General features: G+C 61.6%; 22 protein-coding genes. 10 read left to right on the plus strand and 12 right to left on the minus strand.

The features are described from left to right. Nucleotides 1-55: 55 nt before the first annotated feature. From ACYQ12_RS01360 to ACYQ12_RS01370, 3 genes are all read right to left on the minus strand, one after another. Nucleotides 56-454, minus strand: coding sequence for a curli assembly protein CsgF (locus tag ACYQ12_RS01360; protein ID WP_459866588.1), 399 nt, complete (start codon nucleotides 452-454; stop codon nucleotides 56-58). 25 nt (nucleotides 455-479) lie between these two features. Next, entirely contained in the window at nucleotides 480-824 is a 345-nt protein-coding gene (locus ACYQ12_RS01365) for a CsgE family curli-type amyloid fiber assembly protein (RefSeq protein WP_459866591.1), read from the minus strand. A 134-nt stretch (nucleotides 825-958) separates the two neighbouring features. Further along, complete coding sequence (locus ACYQ12_RS01370) at nucleotides 959-1,642, minus strand: LuxR C-terminal-related transcriptional regulator (RefSeq protein ID WP_459866594.1); 684 nt, start codon at nucleotides 1,640-1,642, stop codon at nucleotides 959-961. Nucleotides 1,643-2,068: 426 nt separating this feature from the next. On the opposite strand from ACYQ12_RS01370, the gene rdgB reads away from it, so the two are divergent. From rdgB to ACYQ12_RS01390, 4 genes are all read left to right on the plus strand, one after another. Then, the gene (rdgB, locus tag ACYQ12_RS01375; RefSeq protein ID WP_459866597.1) at nucleotides 2,069-2,668 is read left to right on the plus strand and encodes an RdgB/HAM1 family non-canonical purine NTP pyrophosphatase; all 600 of its coding nucleotides are present in this window, start codon (nucleotides 2,069-2,071) and stop codon (nucleotides 2,666-2,668) included. Continuing rightward, nucleotides 2,665-3,831: a radical SAM family heme chaperone HemW gene (gene hemW / locus ACYQ12_RS01380; protein ID WP_459866600.1), complete on the plus strand. Its 1,167-nt coding sequence runs from the start codon at nucleotides 2,665-2,667 to the stop codon at nucleotides 3,829-3,831. Before rdgB ends, hemW begins: the two co-directional genes overlap by 4 nt. A 54-nt stretch (nucleotides 3,832-3,885) precedes the next feature. Beyond that, nucleotides 3,886-4,575 (plus strand): YiaD family glycine zipper/OmpA-like lipoprotein, encoded by a 690-nt coding sequence (locus ACYQ12_RS01385; RefSeq protein ID WP_459866603.1) that lies wholly within the window; start codon nucleotides 3,886-3,888, stop codon nucleotides 4,573-4,575. A 127-nt stretch (nucleotides 4,576-4,702) separates the two neighbouring features. Beyond that, entirely contained in the window at nucleotides 4,703-5,551 is an 849-nt protein-coding gene (locus ACYQ12_RS01390) for a 23S rRNA (adenine(2030)-N(6))-methyltransferase RlmJ (RefSeq protein ID WP_459866606.1), read from the plus strand. Nucleotides 5,552-5,553: 2 nt separating this feature from the next. Here the strand turns inward: ACYQ12_RS01390 and ACYQ12_RS01395 are convergent, their stop codons facing one another. From ACYQ12_RS01395 to rpmH, 6 genes are all read right to left on the minus strand, one after another. Next, nucleotides 5,554-7,305 carry an ABC transporter ATP-binding protein gene (locus ACYQ12_RS01395; protein WP_459866609.1) on the minus strand — a complete coding sequence of 584 codons (1,752 nt, stop codon included), beginning with the start codon at nucleotides 7,303-7,305 and terminating at the stop codon, nucleotides 5,554-5,556. Continuing rightward, the gene (locus tag ACYQ12_RS01400; RefSeq protein ID WP_459866611.1) at nucleotides 7,298-9,088 is read right to left on the minus strand and encodes an ABC transporter ATP-binding protein; all 1,791 of its coding nucleotides are present in this window, start codon (nucleotides 9,086-9,088) and stop codon (nucleotides 7,298-7,300) included. Before ACYQ12_RS01400 ends, ACYQ12_RS01395 begins: the two co-directional genes overlap by 8 nt. A gap of 90 nt (nucleotides 9,089-9,178) precedes the next feature. Continuing rightward, nucleotides 9,179-10,552: a tRNA uridine-5-carboxymethylaminomethyl(34) synthesis GTPase MnmE gene (gene mnmE / locus ACYQ12_RS01405; protein WP_459866614.1), complete on the minus strand. Its 1,374-nt coding sequence runs from the start codon at nucleotides 10,550-10,552 to the stop codon at nucleotides 9,179-9,181. Between the two features lie 172 nt (nucleotides 10,553-10,724). Beyond that, nucleotides 10,725-12,401 carry a membrane protein insertase YidC gene (gene yidC / locus ACYQ12_RS01410; protein ID WP_459866617.1) on the minus strand — a complete coding sequence of 559 codons (1,677 nt, stop codon included), beginning with the start codon at nucleotides 12,399-12,401 and terminating at the stop codon, nucleotides 10,725-10,727. Nucleotides 12,402-12,503: 102 nt separating this feature from the next. Further along, a complete protein-coding gene (rnpA, locus tag ACYQ12_RS01415; RefSeq protein ID WP_459866620.1) occupies nucleotides 12,504-12,890 on the minus strand; it encodes a ribonuclease P protein component in 387 nt (128 codons plus the stop codon). An 11-nt stretch (nucleotides 12,891-12,901) separates the two neighbouring features. Further along, complete coding sequence (rpmH, locus tag ACYQ12_RS01420) at nucleotides 12,902-13,036, minus strand: 50S ribosomal protein L34 (RefSeq protein WP_011508608.1); 135 nt, start codon at nucleotides 13,034-13,036, stop codon at nucleotides 12,902-12,904. Between the two features lie 580 nt (nucleotides 13,037-13,616). Here rpmH and dnaA point away from each other — a divergent pair. The 4 genes from dnaA to gyrB are packed head-to-tail and all read left to right on the plus strand — an operon-like array spanning nucleotide 13,617 to nucleotide 19,814. Next, nucleotides 13,617-15,086 carry a chromosomal replication initiator protein DnaA gene (dnaA, locus tag ACYQ12_RS01425; RefSeq protein ID WP_459866624.1) on the plus strand — a complete coding sequence of 490 codons (1,470 nt, stop codon included), beginning with the start codon at nucleotides 13,617-13,619 and terminating at the stop codon, nucleotides 15,084-15,086. Between the two features lie 45 nt (nucleotides 15,087-15,131). Continuing rightward, nucleotides 15,132-16,235 carry a DNA polymerase III subunit beta gene (dnaN, locus tag ACYQ12_RS01430; RefSeq protein ID WP_459866627.1) on the plus strand — a complete coding sequence of 368 codons (1,104 nt, stop codon included), beginning with the start codon at nucleotides 15,132-15,134 and terminating at the stop codon, nucleotides 16,233-16,235. 59 nt (nucleotides 16,236-16,294) lie between these two features. Continuing rightward, complete coding sequence (gene recF, locus ACYQ12_RS01435) at nucleotides 16,295-17,380, plus strand: DNA replication/repair protein RecF (RefSeq protein WP_459866630.1); 1,086 nt, start codon at nucleotides 16,295-16,297, stop codon at nucleotides 17,378-17,380. Nucleotides 17,381-17,399: 19 nt separating this feature from the next. Beyond that, nucleotides 17,400-19,814, plus strand: a complete 2,415-nt coding sequence (gyrB, locus tag ACYQ12_RS01440; protein WP_459866633.1) for a DNA topoisomerase (ATP-hydrolyzing) subunit B — start codon at nucleotides 17,400-17,402, stop codon at nucleotides 19,812-19,814. A gap of 60 nt (nucleotides 19,815-19,874) precedes the next feature. Here gyrB and ACYQ12_RS01445 read toward each other — a convergent pair whose 3' ends face one another. Then, a complete protein-coding gene (locus ACYQ12_RS01445; protein WP_459866636.1) occupies nucleotides 19,875-20,405 on the minus strand; it encodes a carboxypeptidase-like regulatory domain-containing protein in 531 nt (176 codons plus the stop codon). Nucleotides 20,406-21,095: 690 nt separating this feature from the next. Here ACYQ12_RS01445 and ACYQ12_RS01450 point away from each other — a divergent pair. Continuing rightward, nucleotides 21,096-22,271, plus strand: a complete 1,176-nt coding sequence (locus ACYQ12_RS01450; protein ID WP_459866639.1) for a zinc-dependent alcohol dehydrogenase — start codon at nucleotides 21,096-21,098, stop codon at nucleotides 22,269-22,271. A 15-nt stretch (nucleotides 22,272-22,286) separates the two neighbouring features. Then, nucleotides 22,287-22,853: a hypothetical protein gene (locus ACYQ12_RS01455; protein ID WP_459866642.1), complete on the plus strand. Its 567-nt coding sequence runs from the start codon at nucleotides 22,287-22,289 to the stop codon at nucleotides 22,851-22,853. A gap of 456 nt (nucleotides 22,854-23,309) precedes the next feature. Here the strand turns inward: ACYQ12_RS01455 and ACYQ12_RS01460 are convergent, their stop codons facing one another. Beyond that, the gene (locus ACYQ12_RS01460) at nucleotides 23,310-24,362 is read right to left on the minus strand and encodes an SDR family oxidoreductase (RefSeq protein ID WP_459866645.1); all 1,053 of its coding nucleotides are present in this window, start codon (nucleotides 24,360-24,362) and stop codon (nucleotides 23,310-23,312) included. 11 nt (nucleotides 24,363-24,373) lie between these two features. Beyond that, nucleotides 24,374-24,967, minus strand: coding sequence for a D-glycero-beta-D-manno-heptose 1,7-bisphosphate 7-phosphatase (gene gmhB / locus ACYQ12_RS01465; RefSeq protein ID WP_459866648.1), 594 nt, complete (start codon nucleotides 24,965-24,967; stop codon nucleotides 24,374-24,376). Nucleotides 24,968-25,039 lie beyond the last annotated feature (72 nt).

Raw genomic sequence — 25,039 nt, forward strand, 5'->3', positions numbered from 1 at the left:
CCTTGCGTATAGACGTTATGAATATATTTTTCTTATGCGTTCTTATGCACTGCGCTTACGGATTGAAGCTCAGACCTCCGACCTGAATGCTGGTCACGTCGCCGGAAACCAGATCCGTCACTTCCAGGGACAGGGCCCCGCCGCTGTTGTCGACAACGACGCTGTAATCGTCACTGACGAAGCTTCCCGTCTGGCCGTCCTCGACACCATTGACGAGGTCGGCAAGCAGCCGGCTCTGCAGGCTCTGAATCATGCGCTCCGTTGCCGTGAGGCTGGTGTAGTCCTCCAGGCTTGGATCCTTGTGGGTGTCCTGCGCCTGGGCCTTGCCCAGCAGGTAACTACCGTTGAAGGGGTCGCCTCCGAAGGAGGGATTGATCGGCTGGTAGACCAGTTCGCCGGCCCCGGCCATACCGGACAGGCATAGGCCCAGCAGGCAAGCGTAATGTGGCTTCATGATGTTTCTCCGCGACCGATAAAGCCTAGAGGCCGTTACCGGCTAGATCCTGATTGGGTTGCAGCGCGTCCATGAGGCGCTTTTTCAATATGCGTTCCTGAACCACTTCGATGGCCTGCTTGACGTCATCGTCCAGGGTAGAGAGCCGCGGCGAGAGCGTCGTTCGGTACAGGATATCGTCGCCTTCGGCGATCCAGATCAGGCTGCCCCAGCGTGCCGAAGGGCGTTCATGAATGGTGAGGCTGGCATCCGGCAGGCCAGGTGCATACAAACGCATCTGGGCAAAGCGCGAAAAGAACGTCTTTGCCGCCAGCGTGATGGTTCGATCCACCAGGATGCCATTGAGCCCGGCGTCGTGATGTCCGCTCAATGTCGCCTCGGTATCATGCGCGCGACTGGACACATCACGTCTGGATGGCGCTGTTCCATCAGACGTGGTGTCGGCAAGGGCCCCCGTTCCCCAGACCAGAAGCAGTACGAGGGGGAGCGTAGTCGCACGTGCGTTCAAGAGACTTTCGAACGGCGGCCGTTGCGCAGGTGCGCCGCAGGCGGAGCTCCTAGGTTCTGGCGTGCCCAGTTCATTGCCTGGATACGGTTGTGTACCTTGATCTTGCGGAAGATGTTGTAGAGATGCGATTTCACCGTATGCTCGCTGACGAACAGCTGGTCGGCGATCTCGGTATTGGAAGCCCCGGACCCCAGAAGACCGATGATCTCGAGTTCCCGGTGGGTCAGCCCGCATACCGGCCGGTAGGCGTTGAGCTGCTGACGGCGATAAAAGTCGATGAGCCGGGTCGTGAGCGCGCGCGACATCCACAGATCGCCCTCGAGCAGCTTCGAAATGCCCTTGCAGATCAGCAACAGGCTATCCTGACGGTAGAAGACGCCCTGCAGGTGCAGGCTGACCAGCAGCTCCGCGGCGTGCTCGTCGTCACGCAGGTTGAAGGCCGCCAGCACCATGTCGGGACATTCGCTGGCCCGGGTGTTCCACAGGTGCATGCAGTTTTCGTCGACATGATCGGCATCGAGCAGCACCAACATTGGCGCGGACTCGGGGAGACTGATCTCCTCGTCCGGTCCTAAGGGGATCACCTCACAATCCAGCTGCTGACGAATGTAGTCGATGAATAGCTGAGACTGCGGGTTGAAATCGGTGATCAATAATACCCTTGCGTTGTCCAAGCTCATGGTTTCCGTCCCTTATGAGTGATGTTATGGAGTTATAGTTTTTCCCGACTTTCAGATGGCTCGGGTCATCCAAATCTCCCTCAGTAGCGTTGCCGCTATCGTCCTTTATGTAAATAAGCGTTAAGGGCGCTTTGATATATAGAAATGTTATTTAATTATACTTTTTATAAATAAGTAATTTTTTTATAGACAAAACATAAAGTTAAATAAAAATAGCAGGCTAATTAATTAGACAGCAGGCTAGCGAGGAGATAAATTTCAGCTGGGTGGATCTTTTTTGTTACCTGTTTTTCAGTAAAAAAGTATGAATTACCTAATCAGAAGCGAAAAAATCCTTCCTCCAGCCCCGAGACGGCGCCGAATCTCCCTTTTCCCTTGCCCTGAGGTTCCCCGTAGAATGAGCATGAGTTTCATGGGAGGACGCTGATGACGAGTACACGGACGCTGGTAGTGGCAAGCGGTAACCGCGGCAAGCTGATCGAGTTTCATAACCTCCTGGCTCCGCTGGGTTTTACGGTTCGCCCCCAGGTGGATTTTTCGGTTCCTGAGGTCGAGGAGACGGGGCTGACTTTCGTCGAGAACGCTCTGCTGAAAGCGCGTGAAGCTTGTCGTGTCAGTGGTCTGCCGGCACTGGCTGACGATTCGGGGCTGGAAGTCGATGCGCTCGATGGTGCACCGGGAATCTATTCGGCCCGTTATGCCGGCGAGCCCAAGAGCGATGACGCCAACAACCGCAAATTGCTCGAAGCACTCAAGGAAATCCCCGAGGGGCAGCGTACGGCGCGCTACTGGTGCGTACTGGTATATCTGCGCCACGCCGAGGATCCCGTGCCGCTGATCGTGCAGGCCAGTTGGGAAGGCGAGATCCTGGCTCGGCCCCGCGGCGAAGGCGGATTCGGCTACGATCCGCTGTTCTGGGTACCGGAGCGGAGCATGAGCGTCGCCGAGCTATCGCGTGAGGACAAGAACCGTCTCAGTCACCGTGGCCGGGCTCTCGAGGCACTGATCTCCCAGTTGCGCGCATGACGCTACCTCCCCTCGCTCTGTACGTGCACGTTCCCTGGTGCGTTCGCAAATGTCCTTACTGCGACTTCAACTCGCATGGCCTGGGACGAGAACAGGCCCTGCCGGAAACGGCCTACGTCGAGGCATTGCTGGCGGATCTCGACGCCGAGCTGCCCTGGGTGGCGGGGCGTGAGCTGACCAGCATCTTCATCGGCGGCGGCACTCCCAGCCTGCTCTCCGGTGAGGCCTATCGACACCTGTTCGACGGACTGCGCTCACGACTGGCGTTCGCTGCCGATATCGAGGTCACGCTCGAGGCGAACCCCGGCACCGTGGAGCAGGGACGCTTTGCCGCCTACCGCGAGGCCGGTGTCAACCGCCTGTCGCTGGGGGTGCAGAGCTTTCAGACCGCACAACTCGAGGCGCTGGGGCGCATCCATGGCGGCGAGGAGGCCGAGCGTGCCGTGGACAGCGCCCGTCGGGCGGGTTTCGATAACTTCAATCTCGACCTCATGCATGGTCTGCCCGGGCAGACCATCGCCCTGGCGATGGCCGACATCGACCGGGCCCTGGCGCTGAAACCGACGCATCTGTCGTGGTACCAACTGACGCTCGAGCCCAATACCGAATTCCATTCCCAACCGCCTCGACTCCCCGAAGACGAAACGCTGTGGGACATTCAGGATGCCGGCCATGCCCGGCTCGAAGCGGCAGGGTATTCACGCTACGAAATCTCGGCGTACGCCCGGCCGGGGCATGGCTCGCGACACAACCTCAACTACTGGGCATTCGGCGACTATCTGGGAATCGGGGCCGGGGCGCACGGCAAGTTGAGCCGGCGTGAAGCCGACGGAAGGCTGCACATCGAACGGCGCTGGAAGACCCGCCAGCCCGAGGCTTACCTGCGTCGGCGCCACGATCCCCGAGGATTCCTGGCCGGTCGTCACGCAGTGGAAGCGGAGGAACTGCCGCTCGAGTTCCTGATGAACGCCCTGCGCCTGGTCGAAGGGGTTCCGTCCGCCTACTGGGAGTCGCGCACCGGGCAGCCGTTTCATCGGCTCGAGGCGCGCCTGAGGCCCGCTCGTGAAAAAGGATTAATGGTGCAAGCGCAGGAACGTCTGCAGGCCAGCCCTCAGGGTCTGTTATTCTTGAACGAGCTTCTCGCACTATGTGATGACAACTAGTCCATCCTGTCGCAGGGACGAAGCGATGATCCATCAGGTAAGGAGTTATACCCAATGAAGAAAGCGATCTGGCTTGCGCTGCCGCTATCCGCCGCCATCGGCCTGACCGGTTGTGCCAGTAACACCCCCTACTCGGGACAGTCGCAGAATCAAAGCCAGAACCAGAGCCAGCACGGCAAGACGCTCACCGGGGCCGGTATCGGCGCCGCGCTCGGCGCAGTCGCCGGTGCGCTTTCGGGCGACGGCAGTTCCAGCCGCCGGGATCGTGCCCTGATCGGTGCCGCTGCGGGTGCTGCCCTCGGCGGTGGCGTAGGTGCCTACATGGATGCCCAGGAGGCCGAGCTGCGCGAAGGCCTGCAGGGAACCGGCATCGACGTCGCTCGTGAGGGGAACGATATCGTACTCAACATGCCCAACAGCGTGACGTTCGGTTTCGATTCCAGCGAACTGCAGACATCCGCCCGTCAGGCACTCAACGACGTCAATGCGGTGCTGCGCGAGTACCCCGAAACCCGGATCACCGTGGCGGGACACACCGACAGTACCGGCTCCGACAGCTACAACCAGCGCCTCTCCGAGCAGCGCGCCCAGACAGTCGCCAACTATCTGGCTCAGGGCGGTGTCTCCAGCTCACGCATCAACGCCGTGGGTTATGGCGAGAGCCGCCCCGTGGCCAGCAACGACAGCGAGTCGGGGCGCGCCCAGAACCGCCGTGTCGAGATCACTCTGACCCCCACGCAGTAAGTTGCGACGGCCATCGCCTGCCCGGGCGGTGGTCGCCTCTTCTCTCCCTGTTCATTCGCTCCTTCGGTTCAGCTCGCCTGACGCGTTATCATGCGTCGATCGTTTCCTTTCCCTGCGAGCCGTGACCATGCTTGCCTACCAGCACGCCTATCATGCCGGCAACTTTGCCGACGTTCATAAACATTTGACGCTGTATGCCGTACAGCAATCCTTGTTACGTAAAGAATCCCCCATTACGTACTTCGATACCCATGCCGGTCGGGGGCTCTATCCATTGGCGGCGGAGGAGACCCAGCGTCTGCAGGAGTATCAGCAGGGCATCGCCCCGCTCTGGTCCGCGCGTCAGCGCCTGACGCGCGACACGCTGCTGGAGGGATGGTTCGAGGCGCTGGCTCGACTTCAGCAGGGTGAGAGCCTGCGCTGCTATCCCGGCTCTCCCTGGTGGCTTGCCCAGACCCTGCGCAAGCAGGATCGCCTGAGTCTCTACGAGCTGCATCCCGGCGAACATTCCCATCTCGAGGCGCAGACGTTGCCGGCCAATGCCCGGCGCCTGCATGCCGATGGTCTGGCCGGGTTGCTCAAGGCACTGCCTGTTGCCACTCCCCGTCTGTGCGTGCTGATCGACCCCAGTTACGAGAACAAGGCGGAATATGCCCAGGTGGCCGCGACACTGGCCTCCGTCGTTCGCAAGGCCCGTCATGGCGTGGTCATGATCTGGTATCCGCTGCTGCCTGCTGGGCGCCACCAGCAGTTGCTGGACGACTGCAAGGCAGCGGGTCTGCGCAAGCTGTGGTGCAGCGAGCTGCGTCTGCGCGACCCGCAGACCGGCGAGGGGCATGGCATGTACGGTAGCGGGATGCTGCTGCTCAACCCTCCCTGGGGGCTCGATACGCAGTTGTCGAACAGCCTGGAGCGGGTAGCCACCGTGCTGGGCGGATCGGCGAAGCATCGTGGCCAGTGGTGGGTCGAGGAGTGACGCTAGCGCGCTGCGTCCGGTAAGCGTGTCGCCTCGCGCTGCCAGAGACGACGATAGCGCCCTTCCGGAAGCGCCAGCAGATCCTCATGCGTGCCCTGCTCACGGATACGTCCGGCCTCCATCACCACCAGCCGGTCCGCATCACGCACGGTGGACAGTCGATGAGCCACGACGATCAGCGTGACGCGGCCTCGCAGCGACTCCAGTGCCGCCTGAAGACGTGCCTCGGTGGCACTGTCGACGCTGGCCGTCGCCTCGTCGAGCAGCAGAATGCGGGGCTGACGCAGCAGGGCCCGGGCCAGCGCCAGCAACTGACGCTCGCCGGTGGACAGCGTCAGGCCACGTTCACCCAGCCGGGTATCGAGCCCCGCCGGTAGTCGGCTGATCAGATCGTCGAGCTGGGCGTCGTGTAGGGCCTGACGGAGCGTGGCGTCGTCGATGGCACGATCCAGAACCAGATTGTCGCGTAGCGTCGTCGAGCGGATGAAGGGCTCCTGCGGCACCGTCGCCACCGTCGTGTTGACCACGTCAGGCGCGAGGGTGGACAGAGGCCGCTCGTCAAGCAGCAGGGTACCGCCCGTGGCGGACTTGAGCCCCGCGAGCAGATCGAGCAGGGTCGATTTGCCGCTGCCGGTGGGTCCCACCACGCCGATGAAACTGCCCGGTGCGATATCGAGCGTGAGTCCGCGCAACGTGTCGTCCTCGGCCCCATGATGGCGAAAGCGCAGCCCGTCGAGATGGAAGTGCGGTGTGCGGATTGGTCGCCGGTCCTCGCCGAAGTTGGCTGCGGGGCGGTCAAGAAGGGCTTGCAGGCGCGTGCCGGCCACGCTGGCCTGCTGAAAGATGTTGAAACGCTGGGTAATCTCGATCAGCGGCTCCGAGACGCGCCCCAGGTAGGTGACAAAGGCGTAGAGCACGCCGATTTCCCCCGCTCCCTGCAGGTGATCCAACCCATAGCCGAGCAACAGGCCGGCGAGTATGACCACGCCGATCAGGTCGACCGCCGAACGCAAGAACAGTCCCGAGATACGTACAGTGCGCATGCGGGCACGATATTGTGCGGCGTTAAGGGTATGGAAGCGCTCACTGAAGCGGCCGATCTGGTTGTAGCTCTGCAGGACCGTCATGCCACCGATCGCTTCGTTGATGCGAGCGTTCTGCTCGGCACGCAGGTGGCGCACCTCCATCGCCGCCGGTCCGCTCAGGCGCTGATAGCACCAGATAACCGCCAGTGCAGTCGGGATCAGCATCGCCGCGATCGCCATCAGGCGCAGATCCATCAATGCCATGGCCGTCAGGATACCGATCAGCAGCACCACGTTCTGCAGCACGGTGGCCAGGAAGGCGACATACAGCTCGCGCAGGGCATCGGTATCGTTGGTCACCCTGGCGACCATCTCGCCGACCGGCGTGGCGTCATGGACGTGCTGCGGCAGTTGCAGGACATGACGGAACAGGCGCTTGCGGATGTCGAGTACCGCGTCCAGTGCGATACGGGCAAAGCGCAACGTCTGCAGGTAGCGGCCGAGAGCGGCAAGGCTCTGAGTCGCGACGTACAGCAGGACCAGAATCATCAACGGTGCCGGGCGCAGATCGCCCGGCACCAGGAAGTTATCCAGATAGTACTTGGTCAGCCACGGTCCGGTGACATCGAGCGCAGTGGCACCGATCAACAGCAGCACCGCCACCAGCAGGCGGCGTCGGTTGGCGATGACCGGGCCCAGCAGCAGCGACAGCAAGCGGCGATCAGGCATGGCGCCCCCCATGAAGCGACAGGTCGAAACGCGCGCTGCCGCGGTCATTCCCTTGCCGACGGGCCTCGGTCTGCTGATAGCTCCACAGCCGGGCATAATGGCCCGCCTGGGCGAGCAGGGTGTCATGGTGGCCCTGTTCGACGACCCGGCCTTCCTCGAGGACCACGATATGATCGGCACCGGAGACCGCCGAGAGGCGGTGGCTGACGATCAGGCAGGTCCTTCCATGTTGCTCCCTGAGCGTGGCCAGCAGGCGTTGTTCGGTGGCGTAGTCCACTGCCGACAGCGTATCGTCGAGTAACAGCACCGGGGCCTGAGAGAGCAGGGCACGGGCCAGTGCCACACGCTGGCGCTGGCCGCCGGAGAGCGTGATGCCGCGCTCGCCGACCGGTGTCTCCAGCCCCTGCGGCAGCTCGGCGAGGTCGGTGGCGAAAGCGGCATCCTCGAGTGCCTGGACGATCTCGTCGCGGCTGGCCTGTGGTCGGCCGAGCGCGACGTTCTCGCCCAGCGTGGCGGCGAACAGGAACGGGTCCTGGGGCACGTAGGCGAACGTCGCCCGCAGAGTGGCAAGCGTGTACTCACGAATGTCGCTTTCAGCGAGGCGGATCTCGCCTTGCTCGAGCGGATACTGGCGCAGCAGCAGGCGAATCAGCGTGCTCTTGCCGCTTCCGGTGGTACCGACGATACCCAGCGTCCGACCCTGGGGCAGGGAGATGTCGATGTCCTCGAGCGCCGGCGTGGCGCTGCCGGGATAGGTGAATACCGGTACATGAAAGCGGATGTCGACACTGTCCACGGTCCGGCGCGTCCCCTTGTCGACGATGGTCTCCCGCTCGCCAAAGAAGGCCTGCAGCCGCCGTGCCGCGGCCTCGCCGCGCTGGAGGATGTTCAGACACCAGCCGAGGGCGAACATCGGCCAGATCAGCTGAACCAGATAGAGGGTGAAGCTGGTCAATTGGCCGAGCGTGATGGCAGCGTCGAGATAGCGCCATGTGCCCACCGACAGGGTCAACAGCGTGGCCGCCCCCAGCGCCAGGAAGACGACCGGATCGTAGCGCGCCTCCATGCGCTGGACCTCATAATCGGCACGGGCGGCGGCCTCGGCGCGTGCATTGAAATCCTCGATCTCCACTTCGACAAGTGAATGCTGACGCAGCATGCGCAGCCCGCCTAGCGCTTCCTGGGTACGGTCGTTGAGCCGCGAGAAACGTTCCAGCGACTGGCCGAAATGGTGCTGGACGCGTCTGGCGACGCGATAGAAACCCCACGCCATGAACGGAAACGGCACCAGGGCGAGTAACGCCAGTGGCGCGTCGATGCCGATGATCATCACGCCCAGTACCAGGAACAGCGTCATCGCACCGTCGACGCTGGACAACACCCCTTCGCCGGCCGCCGTTTCCACCGCATCGATATCCTGCGTCGAGCGGGCCAGCAGATCGCCGCTGCGGTGAGTCTGAAAGAACCCCGGGTCGAGGCGCGTCAGCTTGGTGTAGTAGGCATCGCGCAGCTCGATGCCGAGCCGATAGGAGGTGCCGAACAGTTGCACTCGCCAGGCGTAGCGCAGCACATACATGCCCAGGCCGACGGCAATCAAGAGAGCGGCACGTGTCAGCAGGTCACCGCGATCGAGCTCACCGTCGCGCAGGGCGTCGATGGTGGCGCCGATCCACCACGGCAGGACCAGATTGAGCAGGCCGACACCGAGCAGGCAGATGATCGCCGCGAGATAGGCGAGGCGATGGCGGGCGAAGAAGTCACTGAGAATGCGCCATAACGCCATGGGCAGAGTCCGGGTCGAAAGGGTAAGAAATCATGATACTTGCCAGCTCGCTCATGGAGCTCGTGTCGTATCGCCTCACTTGCCGATTGCTCATTTACCGATGCAGAACTCGCCGAAGATCTTGCCCAGCAGATCGTCGGCGCTGAATTCGCCGGTGATTTCGCCAAGCGCCTGCTGTGCCTCGCGCAGATCCTCGGCAAGCAGTTCCCCTGCGGCATGGCCTTGCAACTGGGCCTCGCCATTATCGAGTGCGGCATCGGCCCGGCCCAGGGCGTCGAGATGGCGTCGTCGCGCCGAGAAGCGTCCTTCGCTCCCGCTCTGATAGCCCATCACCGCCTTGAGGTGCGCCTTCAGGTTATCCACACCCGTTCCGGTCGTGGCGGAGATACGCAGCACCGGTGGGGTTGTGGATAATTCGCTTTGCGGCGCTTCGCCGGTGGTATCGATCTTGTTGCGCACCAGCGTCAGTCGGGACGCATCGGGCAGCCGCGAGACGAACTCGGGCCAGATCTTCATCGGATCGGTCGCCTCGGTGTCGGCGGCGTCGACCAGCAACAGTACGCGGTCGGCACGCTCGATCTCCGCCCAGGCGCGCTGCACGCCGATTCGTTCGACTGCGTCCGGCGTATCGCGCAGCCCGGCGGTGTCGATCACGTGCAGCGGCATGCCGTCGAGATGAATATGCTCGCGCAGCACGTCGCGGGTCGTGCCGGCAATGTCGGTGACGATGGCCGTTTCCTGCTCGGTCAGAGCATTGAGCAGACTCGACTTGCCAGCGTTGGGACGCCCGGCGATGACCACCGTCATGCCTTCGCGCATCAGCGCCCCCTGACCGGCGGCCTCGCGCACACGATCCAGTTCATCGCGTATCCCGGCGAGTTTCGCGGCGACCTTGCCGTCGGCGAGAAAGTCGATCTCCTCCTCGGGAAAGTCGATCGCCGCTTCCACGTACATGCGCAGTTCGATCAGGCGTTCGACCAGACCATGTACCCGGCGTGAAAACTCGCCCTGCAGCGAACGCAGGGCGTTCTCGGCGGCGGCACGAGAATTGGCATCGATCAGGTCGGCGATGGCCTCGGCCTGGGCCAGGTCAAGCTTGTCGTTGAGAAAGGCGCGCTCGGAGAATTCGCCGGGCCGGGCCAGACGCGCGCCGAGCTGCACGCAGCGCTCGAGCAGCAGGTCCATGATCACCGGGCCGCCATGACCCTGCAGTTCCAGGACATCTTCGCCGGTAAAGGAGTGCGGGCCGGCAAAGAACAGGGCGATGCCCTCATCGATCTGTCCCTGTGCGCCTTCAAATGGACCGTAGTAGGCATGGCGAGGAGGCGGGCAGCTGCCGAGCATGGCCTGGGCCACACGGCGGCTCTCCGGGCCCGAGACCCGAATGATGCCCACGCCGCCGCGTCCCGCCGGCGTGGCCAGGGCGGCGATGGTGTCCTGAGTGTAAAGCGTCGAAACTGGCATGGCGGCTTCCGTAAAGCAGAACCGTAACGTCATCAGCCCGCACGCTGGCAAGTGCCGGGTGACGTTGCATTGTAGACATGAAGAATCCGATATCGCGAGGTGCCATCCCGCTTCATCCCCGCTGAAACGCCAGACCCCCGCCGGGGCGGGGGTCTGGAGGGACTCGAGGCGGTCAGCCTTTGGCCTTGGCGCTCTTGCCCGCGTTGGGATCGTTTTCGATCCGTCGGGTGATGAAGTACTGCTGGATGATCGACAGGGTGTTGTTGGTGATCCAGTAGAGGACCAGACCGGCCGGGAACCACAGGAAGAAGAACGTGAAGATGATCGGCAGCATCTTCATGATCTTGGCCTGCATGGGGTCCGGCGGGGTCGGGTTGAGCTGCTGCTGCACGAACATGGTGAGCCCCATGATGATGGGCAGCACAAAGTACGGATCCTGCACCGACAGGTCATCGATCCACAGCATGAACGGCGCATGACGCAGCTCCACCGACTCCATCAGCATCCAGTACAGGGCGATGAACACCGGCATCTGGATGACGATGGGCAGACAGCCTCCCAGAGGATTGATCTTCTCCTTCTGGTAGAACTTCATCATCTCCTGCGACATCTTCTGACGATCGTCGCCGTACTGCTCCTTGATGCGCTGCATCTCGGGGCCGAGCTTGCGCATCTTGGCCATCGACTTGTAGGCAGTGGCGGAGAGCGGGAACAGTACCGCCTTGACCAGTACGGTCAGCAGCACGATCGACCAGCCCCAGTTGCCGATCAGGTCGTGGATCTTCTCCAGCAGCCAGAACAGCGGATTGGCGATGAACCACAGCCAGCCGAAGTCGACGGTCAGCTCCAGATAGGGCGCAACGGCTTCCAGGCGCTCCTGTACCTTCGGCCCCATGTACAGCGTGGCGGAGAGATCCGCCTGGCTGTTCGGCGCGATAGTCTGGACCGGACCTGCGAACGCCGCCACATTGCGGTCGCGGGCATCCGTCGTGGCGTAATAGAGGTTCTGCTGATTCTGATCGGGGACCCAGGCCGATGTGAAATAGTGCTGGATAATGGCCACCCAGCCACCCTGGACATCGCGGTTGTTGAAGCTGCCTTCCTGGATATCGTCGAAGGAGACTTTTTCGTAGTGCTCATCGGGAGACGAATAGGCCGCGCCGAGGAAGGACTTCATGCCCATGCCGCCGCCACTTGACGGGTCGGGGCTGTTGTCGCGGGCCAGCTGGCCGATGAAGCGGGCGGTGATGGGCTGCTCGCTTTCGTTGTCGATCAGATACTTGACGTCGACCGAATAGTTGTCACGGTTGAATACGAAGCGCTTGGTGACATCGATACCCTCGATCTCACCATGCAGATCGACGATCAGGGAATTCTCGCTCTGCTCGAGTACATAGCGATTCTGCTCGGAGGTGAAACGGATGCGCCCCTGGTGACCTTCGAGCTGCAGTCCCGACTTGGCCACGTAGCTGCGTGTGCCGCTGTCATTGAGCAGGACGAAGGGATGTTCGGCATCCTGGGACTGCTTGTGCTGGGGGAGCGCGGCGTAGACGATATCGCCGCCCTGAGGATCGATGCGCACATCGAGGACATCGGTGCGTACCTGGATCAGATCCCGGTTGCCGGTGGCCGGCGTTTCGCCCGGCATGTTTCCGGCTACGTCAGGCTCGGCCCCGCTTGTCGGCGCGGCGAGCTGTTCATCGCCTGCACCGTCCTGACCATTGACGCTGCTGATGGCGGGAGCATTCTGCTGTACGGCCGGCTGGCCGTAGTCCTGATTCCACTGGATCACCAGCAGATAGGCGAGTACCGCCAGCGGAATCACGAGTAAGAGTCGTTTTACGTCCATAAGGGTTCTGCCCGGTGGGGTGATGAGATTCGGTGGTCACGGGCTGCCGGACGGATGGCAAACGTCATGGAGCCATGACAGTTCGTGACGGAGGGTATCCGGTCAGGAAGACGGCGTGGACGTAACCGACTGCTTGCGAACGTCTTTTTCCAGACGCCGCCACATGCCGTGCAACTGGCGATGTAGGGTGTCGTTGTCCAGTTCCTGAACGCCACGCCGGGCGAGAACCACGATGTCCACGGCGGGAAGGCGATGCTGCTGGAGGCGAATGGATTCGCGGACGAGGCGCTTCAGGCGGTTGCGATCAACGGCGCGACGCACGTTCTTCTTGCTGAATACCAGTCCCACGCGAGGGTGGCCGAGGGTATTGGGACGGACGAGCGCCAGTAACCCCTTGCCATGAACCTTATAATGGGCGTCATCGAAGACGTGCTTGTATTCCCCGGCAGTCAGCAGACGCAACTGCCGGGGAAAGCCCAGACCGGACATCCGTAGCCCGATCAGGCGCTCAGACGCTTGCGGCCCTTGGCGCGACGGCGAGCCAGGACCTGGCGGCCGTTCTTGGTAGCCATGCGAGCACGGAAACCGTGTACACGCTTGCGCTTCAGAACGCTCGGTTGAAAGGTGCGTTTCATAGCTGCTGATTCCCACGTGGTTGTTTGAAAAACGATCGATTGGAAGTGCCTGATTCCTGCCTGGAACCAGGACGGATTCGGCTCAAGACCGGGCATTCTATTGAATTCGCCAGGCCGGTGCAATTCTTCTTGCAATTATCCACATCCGGTTTTCGAGAGATGCCGATCCCCGGTGATCTGTAGCGCCCCGCAACGATTTGTAACCGATCGTGGCTCATGATGGGTCGGGATTATATCTTCGCTATCTCAATAACTATAAATTTTGGTTTTTAAATGCTGTTGTTATTAATAGTGGGGATACTTTTTGTGGATAAGTGTTTTTTAATTCGATTATTCAAAAGGTTGTTTTGTTTTCTCTACTGTGGGAAAGATGCGCGGACAAAGAGGAAAAGCTGCGTACGGTGCTGTGCATAACTCGCGTTTCATGCACAGCCTCACGGTCATGCCCGGTTTGTACGGCGATTCTCCACTGCCCTCCGAGAAAGTTTTCCACAAGTTGATCGGTGTCGGGTCACGTGTGGATAACCTGCTCGCTGGGCGATACAATGTTCGGCCATTCGTCAACGCTATGGTGTCTCGCGTGTCGGTCGCTCTCTGGCAACAATGCTTGGATTACCTCCAGGACGAATTGAATTCGCAGCAATTCAATACCTGGATTCGCCCTTTACAGGCGGAAGATGGGGAAGCCAACGAGCTTTGCCTGCTGGCGCCCAATCGCTTCGTGCGTGATTGGGTCAGCGACAAGTATTTGAAACGCATCAATGAACTGCTGCGGGAACTGGCCTCCGGCAAGCCGCCCAAGGTACGTCTGTCGGTAGGCAGCCGTAGAGCCGTGACGACGCCACAACCGCGGGAATTGGGTGCCCCCGTGTCGGCGAGCGTGCCTGCACCGGCTCGCGGCCCGGCAGTCCATACGTCCCATAAGGCCGATTACGCCGACGAACGCGAGATCGAGCAGCTACGCGAGGAGGCACCGCGTCGCAGCGGGGCGAACGAGCGCCAGGTCCAGGTGGAGGGCAGCCTCAAGCACCAGAGCGGCCTCAATCCCAACTTCACCTTCGAGACCTTCGTCGAGGGTAAATCGAACCAGCTGGCCCGGGCCGCCTCGCGCCAGGTCGCCGAGAATCCGGGCGGTGCCTACAATCCTCTGTTCCTCTATGGCGGTGTGGGACTGGGTAAGACTCACCTGATGCATGCGGTGGGCAATCATCTCGCCAATCAGCGGGAGAATGCCAAGGTGATCTATCTGCATTCGGAGCGCTTCGTCGCCGACATGGTCAAGGCGCTGCAGCTCAATGCCATCAACGATTTCAAGCGTTTCTACCGTAGCGTCGATGCTCTGTTGATCGACGATATCCAGTTCTTCGCCGGCAAGGAGCGCTCCCAGGAAGAGTTCTTTCACACGTTCAATGCGTTATTGGAAGGCGGCCAGCAGATGATTCTGACTTCCGACCGCTATCCCAAGGAGATCAACGGCGTGGAGGAGCGCTTGAAGTCGCGCTTCGGTTGGGGGCTGACGGTGGCGATCGAGCCGCCGGAGCTCGAGACGCGGGTGGCGATCCTGATGAAGAAGGCCGATCAGGCCAAGGTCGATCTGCCGCATGACGCCGCGTTCTTCATCGCTCAGAAGATTCGCTCCAACGTGCGTGAACTCGAAGGAGCATTGAAAAAGGTGATTGCCGACTCGCATTTCATGGGTAAGCCGATCACCCAGGATTTCATTCGCGAGTCGCTCAAGGATCTGCTGGCGCTGCAGGACAAGCAGGTGGGCGTCGACAATATCCAGCGCACGGTGGCGGAGTACTACAAGATCAAGCTTGCAGACCTGCTTTCCAAGCGGCGCTCCCGCTCGGTAGCCCGGCCTCGTCAGGTAGCGATGGCGTTGGCCAAGGAGCTCACCAACCATAGTCTGCCGGAGATCGGCGACGCCTTCGGCGGGCGCGACCATACCACCGTGTTGCACGCATGCCGCAAGGTACAGGCGCTGCAGGAAGAGAATGCGGATATCCGCGAAGACTACAAGAATCTGCTGCGATTGCTGACCAGCTGACGCGGCGGACCAAGTGATGCATTTCAGGACAAGAGTGGAGTCTCAATGAAATTTTCCATCTCCCGCGAAGCCCTGCTGCGCCCGCTGTCGCTGGTCGCCGGCGTGGTCGAGCGCCGTCAGACGCTGCCGGTCCTTTCCAACGTACTGATCGAGGTGCAGGACGCTCAGCTGTCTCTGACCGGCACCGATCTGGAGGTCGAGCTGATCGGCCGGGCGGTGCCCAACCAGGTGGATGAGCCGGGCTCCGCCACCGTGCCGGCGCGCAAACTGATGGATATCTGCAAGTCCCTGCCCGACCAGGCCGAGATTACCTTCGCCCTGGAAGAGGGGCGGGCAGTGCTGCGTTCGGGGCGTTCCCGCTTCACACTGTCCACACTGCCGGTAGCGGAGTTCCCCAATATCGAGAGTGGCCAGAGCAGTACCACCCTGTCGTTGCCGCGCGGCACGCTCAAGCACCTGATCGACGCCACGGCGTTCGCCATGGCGCAGCAGGACGTGCGCTACTATCTCAACGGATTGTTGCTCGAGCTGCGCTCGCATCTGGTCCGTACCGTGGCCACTGACGGCCACCGCCTGGCAGTCTGCTCGCGTAGCGCCGATATCGAACTGGAGCCGGCCCAGAAGCTCATCATTCCCCGCAAGGGCGTGCTGGAGCTGGTGCGCTTGCTCGACGGCAGCGACGAACCGGTGGAGCTGACCCTGGGCGACAACCATATCCGCGCCAATACCGGCGAGTACACCTTCACCTCGAAACTGGTGGATGGCAAGTTTCCCGATTATGAGCGTGTCGTGCCGCGCGGCGGCGATAAGGCCTTCGTGGCCGAGCGCGCCGAACTGCGTCAGGTGCTGTCGCGTACGGCGATTCTCTCCAACGAGAAGTATCGCGGCGTGCGTCTCTGCCTCGAAGAGGGCAATCTGCGCGTCATGGCCAACAATCCCGAACAGGAGGAGGCCGAGGAGAACGTCGCCATCGAGTACAGCGGCGACACGCTGGAGATCGGCTTCAACGTTGGCTATCTGATCGATGTCCTGAGCGTGCTGGAGAGCGATCGTGTCCAGATGACGCTTTCCGATCCCAACAGCAGCGCTCTGATGGAAGAGCCGGGTGGCGGTGACGCCATGTACGTCGTCATGCCGATGCGGCTTTGATCCCTCCTCGTTGCCTGCCGGGATTCCTTCGGGAATTCCGGCACATGGCGTAGTCTGTCATGCCTCTCGAACGTCTCAGTTTTCTCGGTCTTCGCAACCTGGCCGGCTTGGAGATGCGTCCCGGTCCGGGCATCAATCTCATCAGCGGTGCCAATGGCAGCGGCAAGACCAGTATTCTGGAAGGTATCCACATCCTGGGAATGGCGCGCTCCTTTCGTACCCGCCATTTGAAGTATGCCATCGCCCATGATGCCGAGGCGATGACCCTGCATGCGCGCCTGAGCGGCGAACCAGCCCCGACCATCGGCGTCCGCCGTCTGCGCGATGCCAGCGAGCTGGAAATTCGCCTGGCGGGGGAGAAGGCGGTACGTATCGCCCAACTGGCCGAAACCATGCCATTGCAGCTGATCAATCCCGATGCCTTCCGCCTGCTGGAGGGCGCGCCGGCATCACGCAGGGAGTTCCTCGACTGGGGAACGTTTCACGTGAAACACGATTTCTTCGAGGCCTGGAAGAGCGTCAGACGGGCGCTGAAACATCGGAATGCTCTGCTCAGGCATGATAGAATGGACGCTTCATCCCTGCATGTCTGGGAGCGGGAGCTGGCCCACTGGGGAGCTCGCCTGGATGCGCTTCGCAGCGATTACATGGCGCGTTTCGTGCCGGTGTTCGAGGAGACGCTGGCGGAACTTCTGGAAGTCCCGCAGCTGTCCCTTCGCTACTATCGCGGCTGGGATCGCCAACGGGATCTGGCGGAAGTGCTGCAGGCGGGGCGTGATACGGATCGGCAGATGGGCTTTACCCAACAGGGCCCGCAGCGGGCCGATCTGCGTATCCGCATCGACCGGCGCGCCGCGGTGGAAGTCCTGTCCCGCGGTCAGCAGAAGCTGGTAGTGAGCGCGATGAAGCTGGCCCAGGGGCGCCTGCTCGACATGCTGACGGGACGCACCTGCATCTATTTGATCGATGATCTCCCTGCGGAGCTGGATGCCAGCCATCGGCGCATTTTCTGTCATTGGCTGGAGCGTCAGCACTGTCAGGTTTTCATCACCAGCGTTGACATCGGCTCCCTGGCGGAGACATGGCAGCGGGAAACGGACGTCACGATGTTTCACGTGGAACACGGGCGGCTGCATACGGAATGACTTCACGACGGAGTAGGCAATGAGCGAAAACGCTTACGACTCATCAAGCATCAAGGTACTCAAGGGCCTGGATGCCGTACGCAAGCGCCCTGGCATGTACATTGGTGATACCGATGACGGCACGGGCCTGCATCACATGGTCTTCGAGGTGGTGGACAACTCCATCGACGAGGCGCTGGCGGGCCACTGCAGCGAGATCCGTGTGGTCATTCATCCCGACGAATCGGTGACGGTCAGCGACAATGGTCGCGGCATTCCCACCGAACTTCACGAAGAGGGCGTCTCTGCAGCCGAGGTCATCATGACCGTGCTGCATGCCGGCGGCAAGTTCGACGAGAATTCCTACAAGGTTTCGGGTGGGCTGCATGGCGTCGGGGTCTCGGTGGTCAACGCCCTTTCCGAGGAGCTCAAGCTGACAATCTGGCGTGCCGGCCAGGTACATGAGCAGATCTATCATCATGGCGTGCCCGAATCGCCACTCACGGTGGTCGGCAAGACCGAAAAAAGCGGGACCCGCGTCCACTTCAAGCCTTCTGCCGACACCTTTACCAATATCGAGTTTCACTACGATATTCTCGCCAAACGCCTGCGCGAGCTGTCGTTCCTGAACTCGGGTGTCGCGATTCGCCTGCACGACGAGCGCAGCGGCAAGGAAGAGCTGTTCCATTACGAAGGTGGACTCAAGGCCTTCGTGGATCACCTCAACCATAACAAGACGACGCTGAACCCGGTCTTCCACTTCATCATGGAGCGCGATGACGGTATCAGTGTCGAAGTGGCAATGCAGTGGAACGACTCTTTCGTCGAGAACATCTTCTGCTACACCAACAATATTCCCCAGCGTGACGGTGGCACCCACTTGGCCGGGTTCCGCGCCGCGCTGACCCGTACGCTGAATCATTACATCGAAGCCGAGGGCCTGCTCAAGAAGGCCAAGGTCAGCACGTCCGGCGACGATGCGCGAGAGGGGCTGACGGCGATCGTCTCCGTCAAGGTGCCCGATCCCAAGTTCTCTTCCCAGACCAAGGACAAGCTGGTCTCCTCCGAGGTCAAGACTGCCGTCGAGCAGGAGATGGGTCGCCAATTCGCCGATTTCCTGATCGAGCGCCCCAGCGAGGCCAAGTCGATCGTCAACAAGATGCTCGAGGCGGCGCGTGCCCGTGAAGCCGCGCGCAAGGCGCGCGACATGACGCGGCGCAAGGGGGCACTGGATATCGCCGGCCTGCCCGGCAAGCTGGCCGACTGCCAGGAAAAGGATCCCAGCCTTTCCGAGCTGTACCTGGTGGAGGGTGACTCGGCGGGCGGCAGCGCCAAGCAGGGCCGGGACCGGCGTACCCAGGCGATCCTGCCGCTCAAGGGCAAGATCCTCAACGTCGAGAAGGCCCGCTTTGACAAGATGCTCTCTTCCGCCGAGGTGGGCACGCTGATCACCGCCCTGGGCTGCGGTATCGGCCGTGAGGAGTTCAACCCCGACAAGCTGCGCTATCACTCGATCATCATCATGACCGACGCCGATGTCGATGGCTCGCATATCCGCACCTTGCTGCTGACCTTTTTCTTCCGGCAGATGCCGGAATTGATCGAGCGTGGCCATGTCTTCATCGCCCAGCCGCCGCTTTACAAGATCAAGCGTGGCAAGCAGGAGAGCTATCTGAAAGACGAGCAGGCACTGGTCGATTATCTGACCAGCACGGCCCTGGATGGGGCGCGGCTCTACGTCAATGCCGACGCACCGGGTATCGGTGGCGAGCATCTCGAGTCGCTGGTAAGCCAGTACCGGGATGTCATGAAGCGCATCGACCGCCTGTCGCGGGTCTATCCCAATGCAGTGCTGCGCAAGATCGTGCATACGTCAACGCTGAACGAGGGTAGCCTCAAGGACCGTATCACCATGCAGGGCTGGATCGAGGCGTTGCAGGCCGAGATGGATGCGCTGGTGGCCTATGAGGGTGGGCCGCGCTATACCTTCCAGCTGCACGAGGATACCGAGCGAGGCCTGTTCCTGCCCAGTGTGGCGCTGACCGCCCACGGCGTCACCACCGACTATGTGTGGGGCGTGGACTTCTTCCGCAGCGCGGATTATCGGGCCATGGCGGCTCTGGGCGAAACGCTGGAAGATCTGATCGATGATGGCGCCTATATCGCGCGCGGCGAACGTCAGAAGCCCATTTCGAACTTCTATGAAGCGTTGGAGTGGCTGATGGGTGAGGCGCAGCGCGGTCTGAGCATCCAGCGCTACAAGGGGCTGGGCGAGATGAACCCCGACCAGCTCTGGGAAACTACCATGGATCCCGAATCCCGGCGTATGCTGCGGGTTTCCATCGAAGATGCCGTCGCCGCGGACATGATGTTCAATACGCTGATGGGAGACGAAGTCGAGCCGCGCCGCGATTTCATCGAGCGTAATGCGCTGGTGGCCAATCTCGACGTCTGATGTTTCACGTGAAACAGAAAGAAGCATCAAGAAGGCCGGCGATTGCCGGCCTTTTATTGTCTACCTGCTCAACTCCACCTGCGCGGTACCGCTTTCTCCGAGGCGGATCTGCTTGATGATGATCTGCCGCTGAGTGTTCGATCCCGGCTGGCTGACGCTGCCGGCCACATAGTAGACACCGGCCGGCAGACCACGCACTTCGAAATGACCCTGTTCGTCGGCCTCGGCGTAGTGAGTATATTCACGGGCTCGAGGATCGGCGCGCTCGACGGCTTTTCCTGCCAATGCCGCTTCCGCAGCCTCGGCGGAGTAGGTGGTGGCCGGTGCAACGGAGATGGTCTCTCCCGCACCGTAGACGATGTCACCGCTTTGCGTTTTGAGGAAGATTTGCCCGACCACGCGGGAATTGCCGGTTTTCTTCAACTCGGCATACTCTTCCTCAGGGAAGGCGACTTTCCTTTCGATTCGTGCCGATTGCTGCGGGCGGGCCTCTTCGATTTCGGGGCGCTGCGTTTCGCTCTCCGACCCGGGCCCGATAGCCTGGCATCCCGCCAGGACCAGCCCCAGCACCACCAGAATCCATCTTCCCATGATAGCGCTCCTGTCGCTTGGTAGTGCCGACAGTTTATCGGGGTCCTTGGCAGGGGCCAACAGGATATGAAAGTGAAGAGCCGGGCCTGGAGAACAAAGACGAGAATGGGCGTACGGTGGGCCTCTTCATGGGAAGTGAACGATACCCAGCGTGATTACCTTTTGAAACCTAAAGAAACTTTCTGTCATTGTGATGCCGATCTTCGCTGTTTATAGTGGTTTACATACGGTGAGTAGCGGCCAGGCAGGTCGCCAGTACAGGGAAGTGCGCGATCAGGATGATCGATGCTCAGGAAGGAGGCACGAGACGGCAGGACGCCATGCATGCCAAGGAACCTGAGGACTTACCGTAGCAGAGCTCGACTCTGCAGGCCCGGCCGAGTGCCGGGCCTTTTTTATGCCCGCCTGAAATATCGTGGGGAAAGGCAGCTTGAATGCAGAAGAGCCATCTCGGAAGGCGCTTCCGGCTGGCAAGGCCCTCCCGCCCCGGTAGATTTCCCTGTGATGGTCTAGTCTCTAAAGGAACGCTGATGCAGCGCCGTCCTTGGGACATCCGGTGTCGTGCCGTCGCTGACAGCTACAGTATGTGCATCTGCCCAGCCTCATGCTGAAGGAGCATCGTGGCAAGGCAGAACGCAATCGATCATGCCCCGCAATGGGGATGATAACTCGATCTCAGAGAGGTAACGCATGAAAGCTCTATGTTGGCATGGAAAGACCGACATCCGCTATGAAACGGTTCCCGATCCCGAAATCGAGCATGGACGCGATGCGATCATCAAGGTCAGCAGCTGCGCCATCTGCGGTTCCGACATGCATCTTTACGATCACTTCATTCCCGGCATGAAATCGGGCGACGTCCTGGGTCACGAGTTCATGGGCGAAGTCATGGAGGTCGGTGCCGATAACAAGAAGCTCAAGGTGGGCGACCGGATCGTCGTGCCGTTCACCATCTTCTGCGGAGAGTGTGATCAGTGCCGGCGAGGCAATTTCTCGGTCTGTGAACGTTCCAATCGCAACAAGGCCCTGGCGGACAAGGCGTTTGGCCACGGTGGGGCAGGGCTGTTCGGTTATTCCCATCTGACCGGCGGCTATGCGGGGGGACAGGCTGAATATGTGCGTGTGCCGTTTGCCGACACTACTCACGTCAAGGTGCCGGATACTCTCACCGATGAGCAGGTGCTGTTTCTGGGCGACATCTTTCCTACCGGCTGGCAGGCCGCGGCGCAGTGCGATATTCAACCGACCGACACGGTGGCGATCTGGGGCGCCGGTCCGGTCGGGCAGTTCTGCATCCGCAGCGCCGTGCTGATGGGCGCACGCCAGGTCATTGTCATCGACAATGTACCGGAGCGCCTCTCCATGGCCGAGGCCGGCGGGGCGATCACCATCGATTTCAGCAACGAGAGCGTGCTCGAGAGGCTCAACGAGCTGACCAGTGGCAAGGGGCCCGAGAAGTGTATCGATGCCGTAGGGCTCGAGGCGCATGCCACCCGCTCGCTCGACTCCGTCTACGACCGCGTCAAGCAGGCGACCATGATGGAGTCCGACCGGGCGCACGTGCTGCGCGAGATGATCTATGTCTGCCGTCCCGCTGGTGTGCTGTCGATTCCCGGTGTCTACGGGGGGCTGGTCGACAAGATCCCCATGGGGGCACTGATGAACAAGGGGCTGACGGTACGTACCGGCCAGACCCACGTGAATCGTTGGACCGATGACCTGCTGCGGCGGATCGATGAAGGCCAGATCGACCCCTCCTTCGTTATCACCCATACCGTAGGACTGGATCAGGGGCCGGAAATGTACAAGACGTTCCGCGACAAGCAGGACGGCTGTGTCAAGGTCGTACTCAAACCCGGAATGTAACGCAAGGAGGCGATTATGAGCGAGGTGGAACGGCATTACTCGCATACGCCCGCATCGTCGGGGCATCGCTCGATGGCCGGCTCGGATAGGCTGGCCCGTGGCCTTGGCTGGTTCAGCATTGGCCTGGGGCTCGTTCAGCTGTGCGCGCCGCGGACGTTGACTCAGGCACTGGGGGCTGAGGGGCATGAGCGCTTGGTGCAGGCCTGTGGCGCCCGCGAGATCGCATGCGGGATCGGTGCGCTGACGGATAATCCTGCGCCCTCCATCTGGGCACGGGTTGGCGGCGATGTGCTGGATCTTGCAGGTCTGACCATGATCTACACGCCGGACAACCCGAAACGGGAGAATGTCGGTTGGGCAATGACCGCGATGGCGGCGACAACGGCGTTGGACCTCTATTGTGCCCAGTCGTTGAACAAGCGCCACAAGGCACATAGCCCTGCGGTGGCGGTATATGATTATGCGGATCGCAGCGGCTTTCCGTATCCGGCGAAGGAGATGACCGGAGTCGCCGACGATTTCGAAGTTCCCGTCGATATGCGCGCCACGCCGCCGATGATGGTCTATCCCGCTAAGGTCTGATCAGCAGCGGTTGTCGCTGTCGCCTGGCCCGGTGCAATGCCGGGCCTTTCACGTCTTGGCCGCTGTTCTCGACTGGCTGACTCTGTCCCACCTGCGAGCTTGCCGGGCCGATCCTGACCGCCCTTCGATGCGTATCCCGTCCCCAGGGAGCTTTCTCCTGTCATGCAACAGCGGAGCGATCGGACCGGGTCCGGCGAAGCCTCGGCCAGATGAAAGCCGGTGTCCATGACAGGATGATGTCATGTCGGGGTTTCAATACGCGACTCTCGGCCAGCCCTGGTGGATATGCGCGGGGCCTGTTGGTCAGATCACGCGCGGAAGCGGGCGGAGAGACTGGCACTGATGGGAGCGAAGGCAAGTCGAGCGTAGCGTGTTTCACGTGAAACATGCCCCCGCCCCGCATCCCGGAGGGTGAAGCCCTCCGGCTGCGAGAGGGCCGGGTAACCCGGCCCAACATCACGGGATGATGCGGTGCCTCTTCAGGTTGTCGATGGCGTCGAGTAGCGTCTGGCGTGCCTCGCAGGTTTCAGTGAAACCGTGACGATGGATCTTGTTGACGTCGGAAATGACGTCCGTTTCCGTATTGAAGATGAAGTCACCGAAGCTCCAGCCGACCAGCTTGTCGAGATCGGGCTCGACGAGACCGTGGCGCTCGGCGAGCTGTCGCCACACCTCGCTCTTGTCAGCCATGTGGGTGGACAGGTCGAGCGGCACGGGAGACGCCGTTGCCAAGCCGAGATGATCGGCCACATCCTGCCAGAGCCGCTCCCACCGGAAGACGTCGCCATTGGTCACGTTGAAGGCCTCTCCGCCAATACCGGGTGTGGTGGCGGCCCAGACACTGGCGCGGCCGAGCAGCTCGGCATCGGTGAACTGCATCAGCACGCGGTAGGCGGTTTCGCTGCCGGGATAGCGCATCGGCACACCCAGCTCGCGTGACAGCTCGGCAAATACCCCGATCACCAGGGCGATGTTCATGGGGTTGCCGTAGACGTGACCGTCGACAACCACATCGGGGCGCAGCGCCACGTAATCCCAGCTGGCCTGCGCGGCTCTCCGGGCCAGCATTGCCTCCTGCGCCCGGTAAAGGTTGGGCGGCATGTGGCTGGGATCGTCCTCGCGCGCCGGAGTGGGCACCTTGGCACCGAGATGAATGCCATAGATCTTGAAGCCCTGATAGATCACCACGCGTTCGAGCGGTGCGCCGGCCTTTTCCAGAGCATTGAGCAAGTCGTCGAGCATCAGCGCGTTGCGCCCGGCTTCGATGGACAGGTCCCCGTCGGGAGCCAGCGCGGCATAAAAGAGATGTGTCGTGTCGCTGGCCTGCTCGGCAATGGCCTGGGTAGTCTCCTCGGCGTTGGTAAGGTCGGCACATATCGTCTCGATATCGGCGATCGGGCGACGTGCGAGTCCCTTGACCTGGGCGCCGTGCGCCTTCAGGGCACGGTAGGCGCCGTGACCGATGATGCCGCTGGCACCGGCAATCAATGCCTTCATGGGTGTCGCCATGCTGAATCTCCTTATTCCGGTCTCACGGGGTGGTCGAGCAAATGCGCGGCGAATGCCGCCAGATCATCGAATCTCCATGCCTGCCCCAGCCCGCCGCTGGCTTCGGTCCGCTTGCCCTTGCCGGTGCGCACCAGTGCCGGCCGGCAACCCATGGCGATCCCGGCCTGCAGGTCCCGCAAGGTGTCGCCCACCATCCAGGCCCCTGCCAGGCTTTCCAGCTTCAGGGCAGCCTGGATCTGCTCAAGAAGCCCGGTCTTGGGTTTTCGGCAGGCGCAGCCATCATCGGGACCATGGGGACAGTAGGCGATGTGCACGATTTCACCGCCAGCCTCGTGTACCAATGCCAGCAACCGTTCATGCATCCGGGCCAGTTCGGCCTCGTCATAATAGCCGCGGGCGATGCCCGATTGGTTGGTGGCGACGGCGATCGTCCAGCCGTTCTGCGACAGCTGGGCGATGGCGCCGATGGCCTGCGGATAGGGTATCCACTCTTCGAGCGACTTGACGTAGGCTTCCGAGTCCTCGTTGATCACGCCGTCGCGGTCGAGAATGATCACCTTCTGAGGCGCTACGTCGTAGGGGGGAGCGGGAAGCGGTTGGGGCATGAAAGAGGGCCTTGGCAATATGGTCAGGTGAGACAAGCATGGCTCAGCTTGTGAGAGGTTTCACGTGAAACA

It is taken from the genome of Halomonas shantousis (assembly GCF_054654615.1).

What these genes read in the sequence shown, in the direction of transcription:
- ACYQ12_RS01360 (WP_459866588.1), bottom strand. Translation starts at nt 454, where the DNA reads ATGAAGCCACATTACGCTTGCCTGCTGGGCCTATGCCTGTCCGGTATG.
- ACYQ12_RS01370 (WP_459866594.1), bottom strand. Translation starts at nt 1,642, where the DNA reads ATGAGCTTGGACAACGCAAGGGTATTATTGATCACCGATTTCAACCCG.
- rdgB (WP_459866597.1), top strand. Translation starts at nt 2,069, where the DNA reads ATGACGAGTACACGGACGCTGGTAGTGGCAAGCGGTAACCGCGGCAAG.
- hemW (WP_459866600.1), top strand. Translation starts at nt 2,665, where the DNA reads ATGACGCTACCTCCCCTCGCTCTGTACGTGCACGTTCCCTGGTGCGTT.
- ACYQ12_RS01385 (WP_459866603.1), top strand. Translation starts at nt 3,886, where the DNA reads ATGAAGAAAGCGATCTGGCTTGCGCTGCCGCTATCCGCCGCCATCGGC.
- ACYQ12_RS01390 (WP_459866606.1), top strand. Translation starts at nt 4,703, where the DNA reads ATGCTTGCCTACCAGCACGCCTATCATGCCGGCAACTTTGCCGACGTT.
- ACYQ12_RS01395 (WP_459866609.1), bottom strand. Translation starts at nt 7,305, where the DNA reads ATGCCTGATCGCCGCTTGCTGTCGCTGCTGCTGGGCCCGGTCATCGCC.
- ACYQ12_RS01400 (WP_459866611.1), bottom strand. Translation starts at nt 9,088, where the DNA reads ATGGCGTTATGGCGCATTCTCAGTGACTTCTTCGCCCGCCATCGCCTC.
- mnmE (WP_459866614.1), bottom strand. Translation starts at nt 10,552, where the DNA reads ATGCCAGTTTCGACGCTTTACACTCAGGACACCATCGCCGCCCTGGCC.
- yidC (WP_459866617.1), bottom strand. Translation starts at nt 12,401, where the DNA reads ATGGACGTAAAACGACTCTTACTCGTGATTCCGCTGGCGGTACTCGCC.
- rnpA (WP_459866620.1), bottom strand. Translation starts at nt 12,890, where the DNA reads ATGTCCGGTCTGGGCTTTCCCCGGCAGTTGCGTCTGCTGACTGCCGGG.
- rpmH (WP_011508608.1), bottom strand. Translation starts at nt 13,036, where the DNA reads ATGAAACGCACCTTTCAACCGAGCGTTCTGAAGCGCAAGCGTGTACAC.
- dnaN (WP_459866627.1), top strand. Translation starts at nt 15,132, where the DNA reads ATGAAATTTTCCATCTCCCGCGAAGCCCTGCTGCGCCCGCTGTCGCTG.
- recF (WP_459866630.1), top strand. Translation starts at nt 16,295, where the DNA reads ATGCCTCTCGAACGTCTCAGTTTTCTCGGTCTTCGCAACCTGGCCGGC.
- gyrB (WP_459866633.1), top strand. Translation starts at nt 17,400, where the DNA reads ATGAGCGAAAACGCTTACGACTCATCAAGCATCAAGGTACTCAAGGGC.
- ACYQ12_RS01445 (WP_459866636.1), bottom strand. Translation starts at nt 20,405, where the DNA reads ATGGGAAGATGGATTCTGGTGGTGCTGGGGCTGGTCCTGGCGGGATGC.
- ACYQ12_RS01450 (WP_459866639.1), top strand. Translation starts at nt 21,096, where the DNA reads ATGAAAGCTCTATGTTGGCATGGAAAGACCGACATCCGCTATGAAACG.
- ACYQ12_RS01455 (WP_459866642.1), top strand. Translation starts at nt 22,287, where the DNA reads ATGAGCGAGGTGGAACGGCATTACTCGCATACGCCCGCATCGTCGGGG.
- ACYQ12_RS01460 (WP_459866645.1), bottom strand. Translation starts at nt 24,362, where the DNA reads ATGGCGACACCCATGAAGGCATTGATTGCCGGTGCCAGCGGCATCATC.
- gmhB (WP_459866648.1), bottom strand. Translation starts at nt 24,967, where the DNA reads ATGCCCCAACCGCTTCCCGCTCCCCCCTACGACGTAGCGCCTCAGAAG.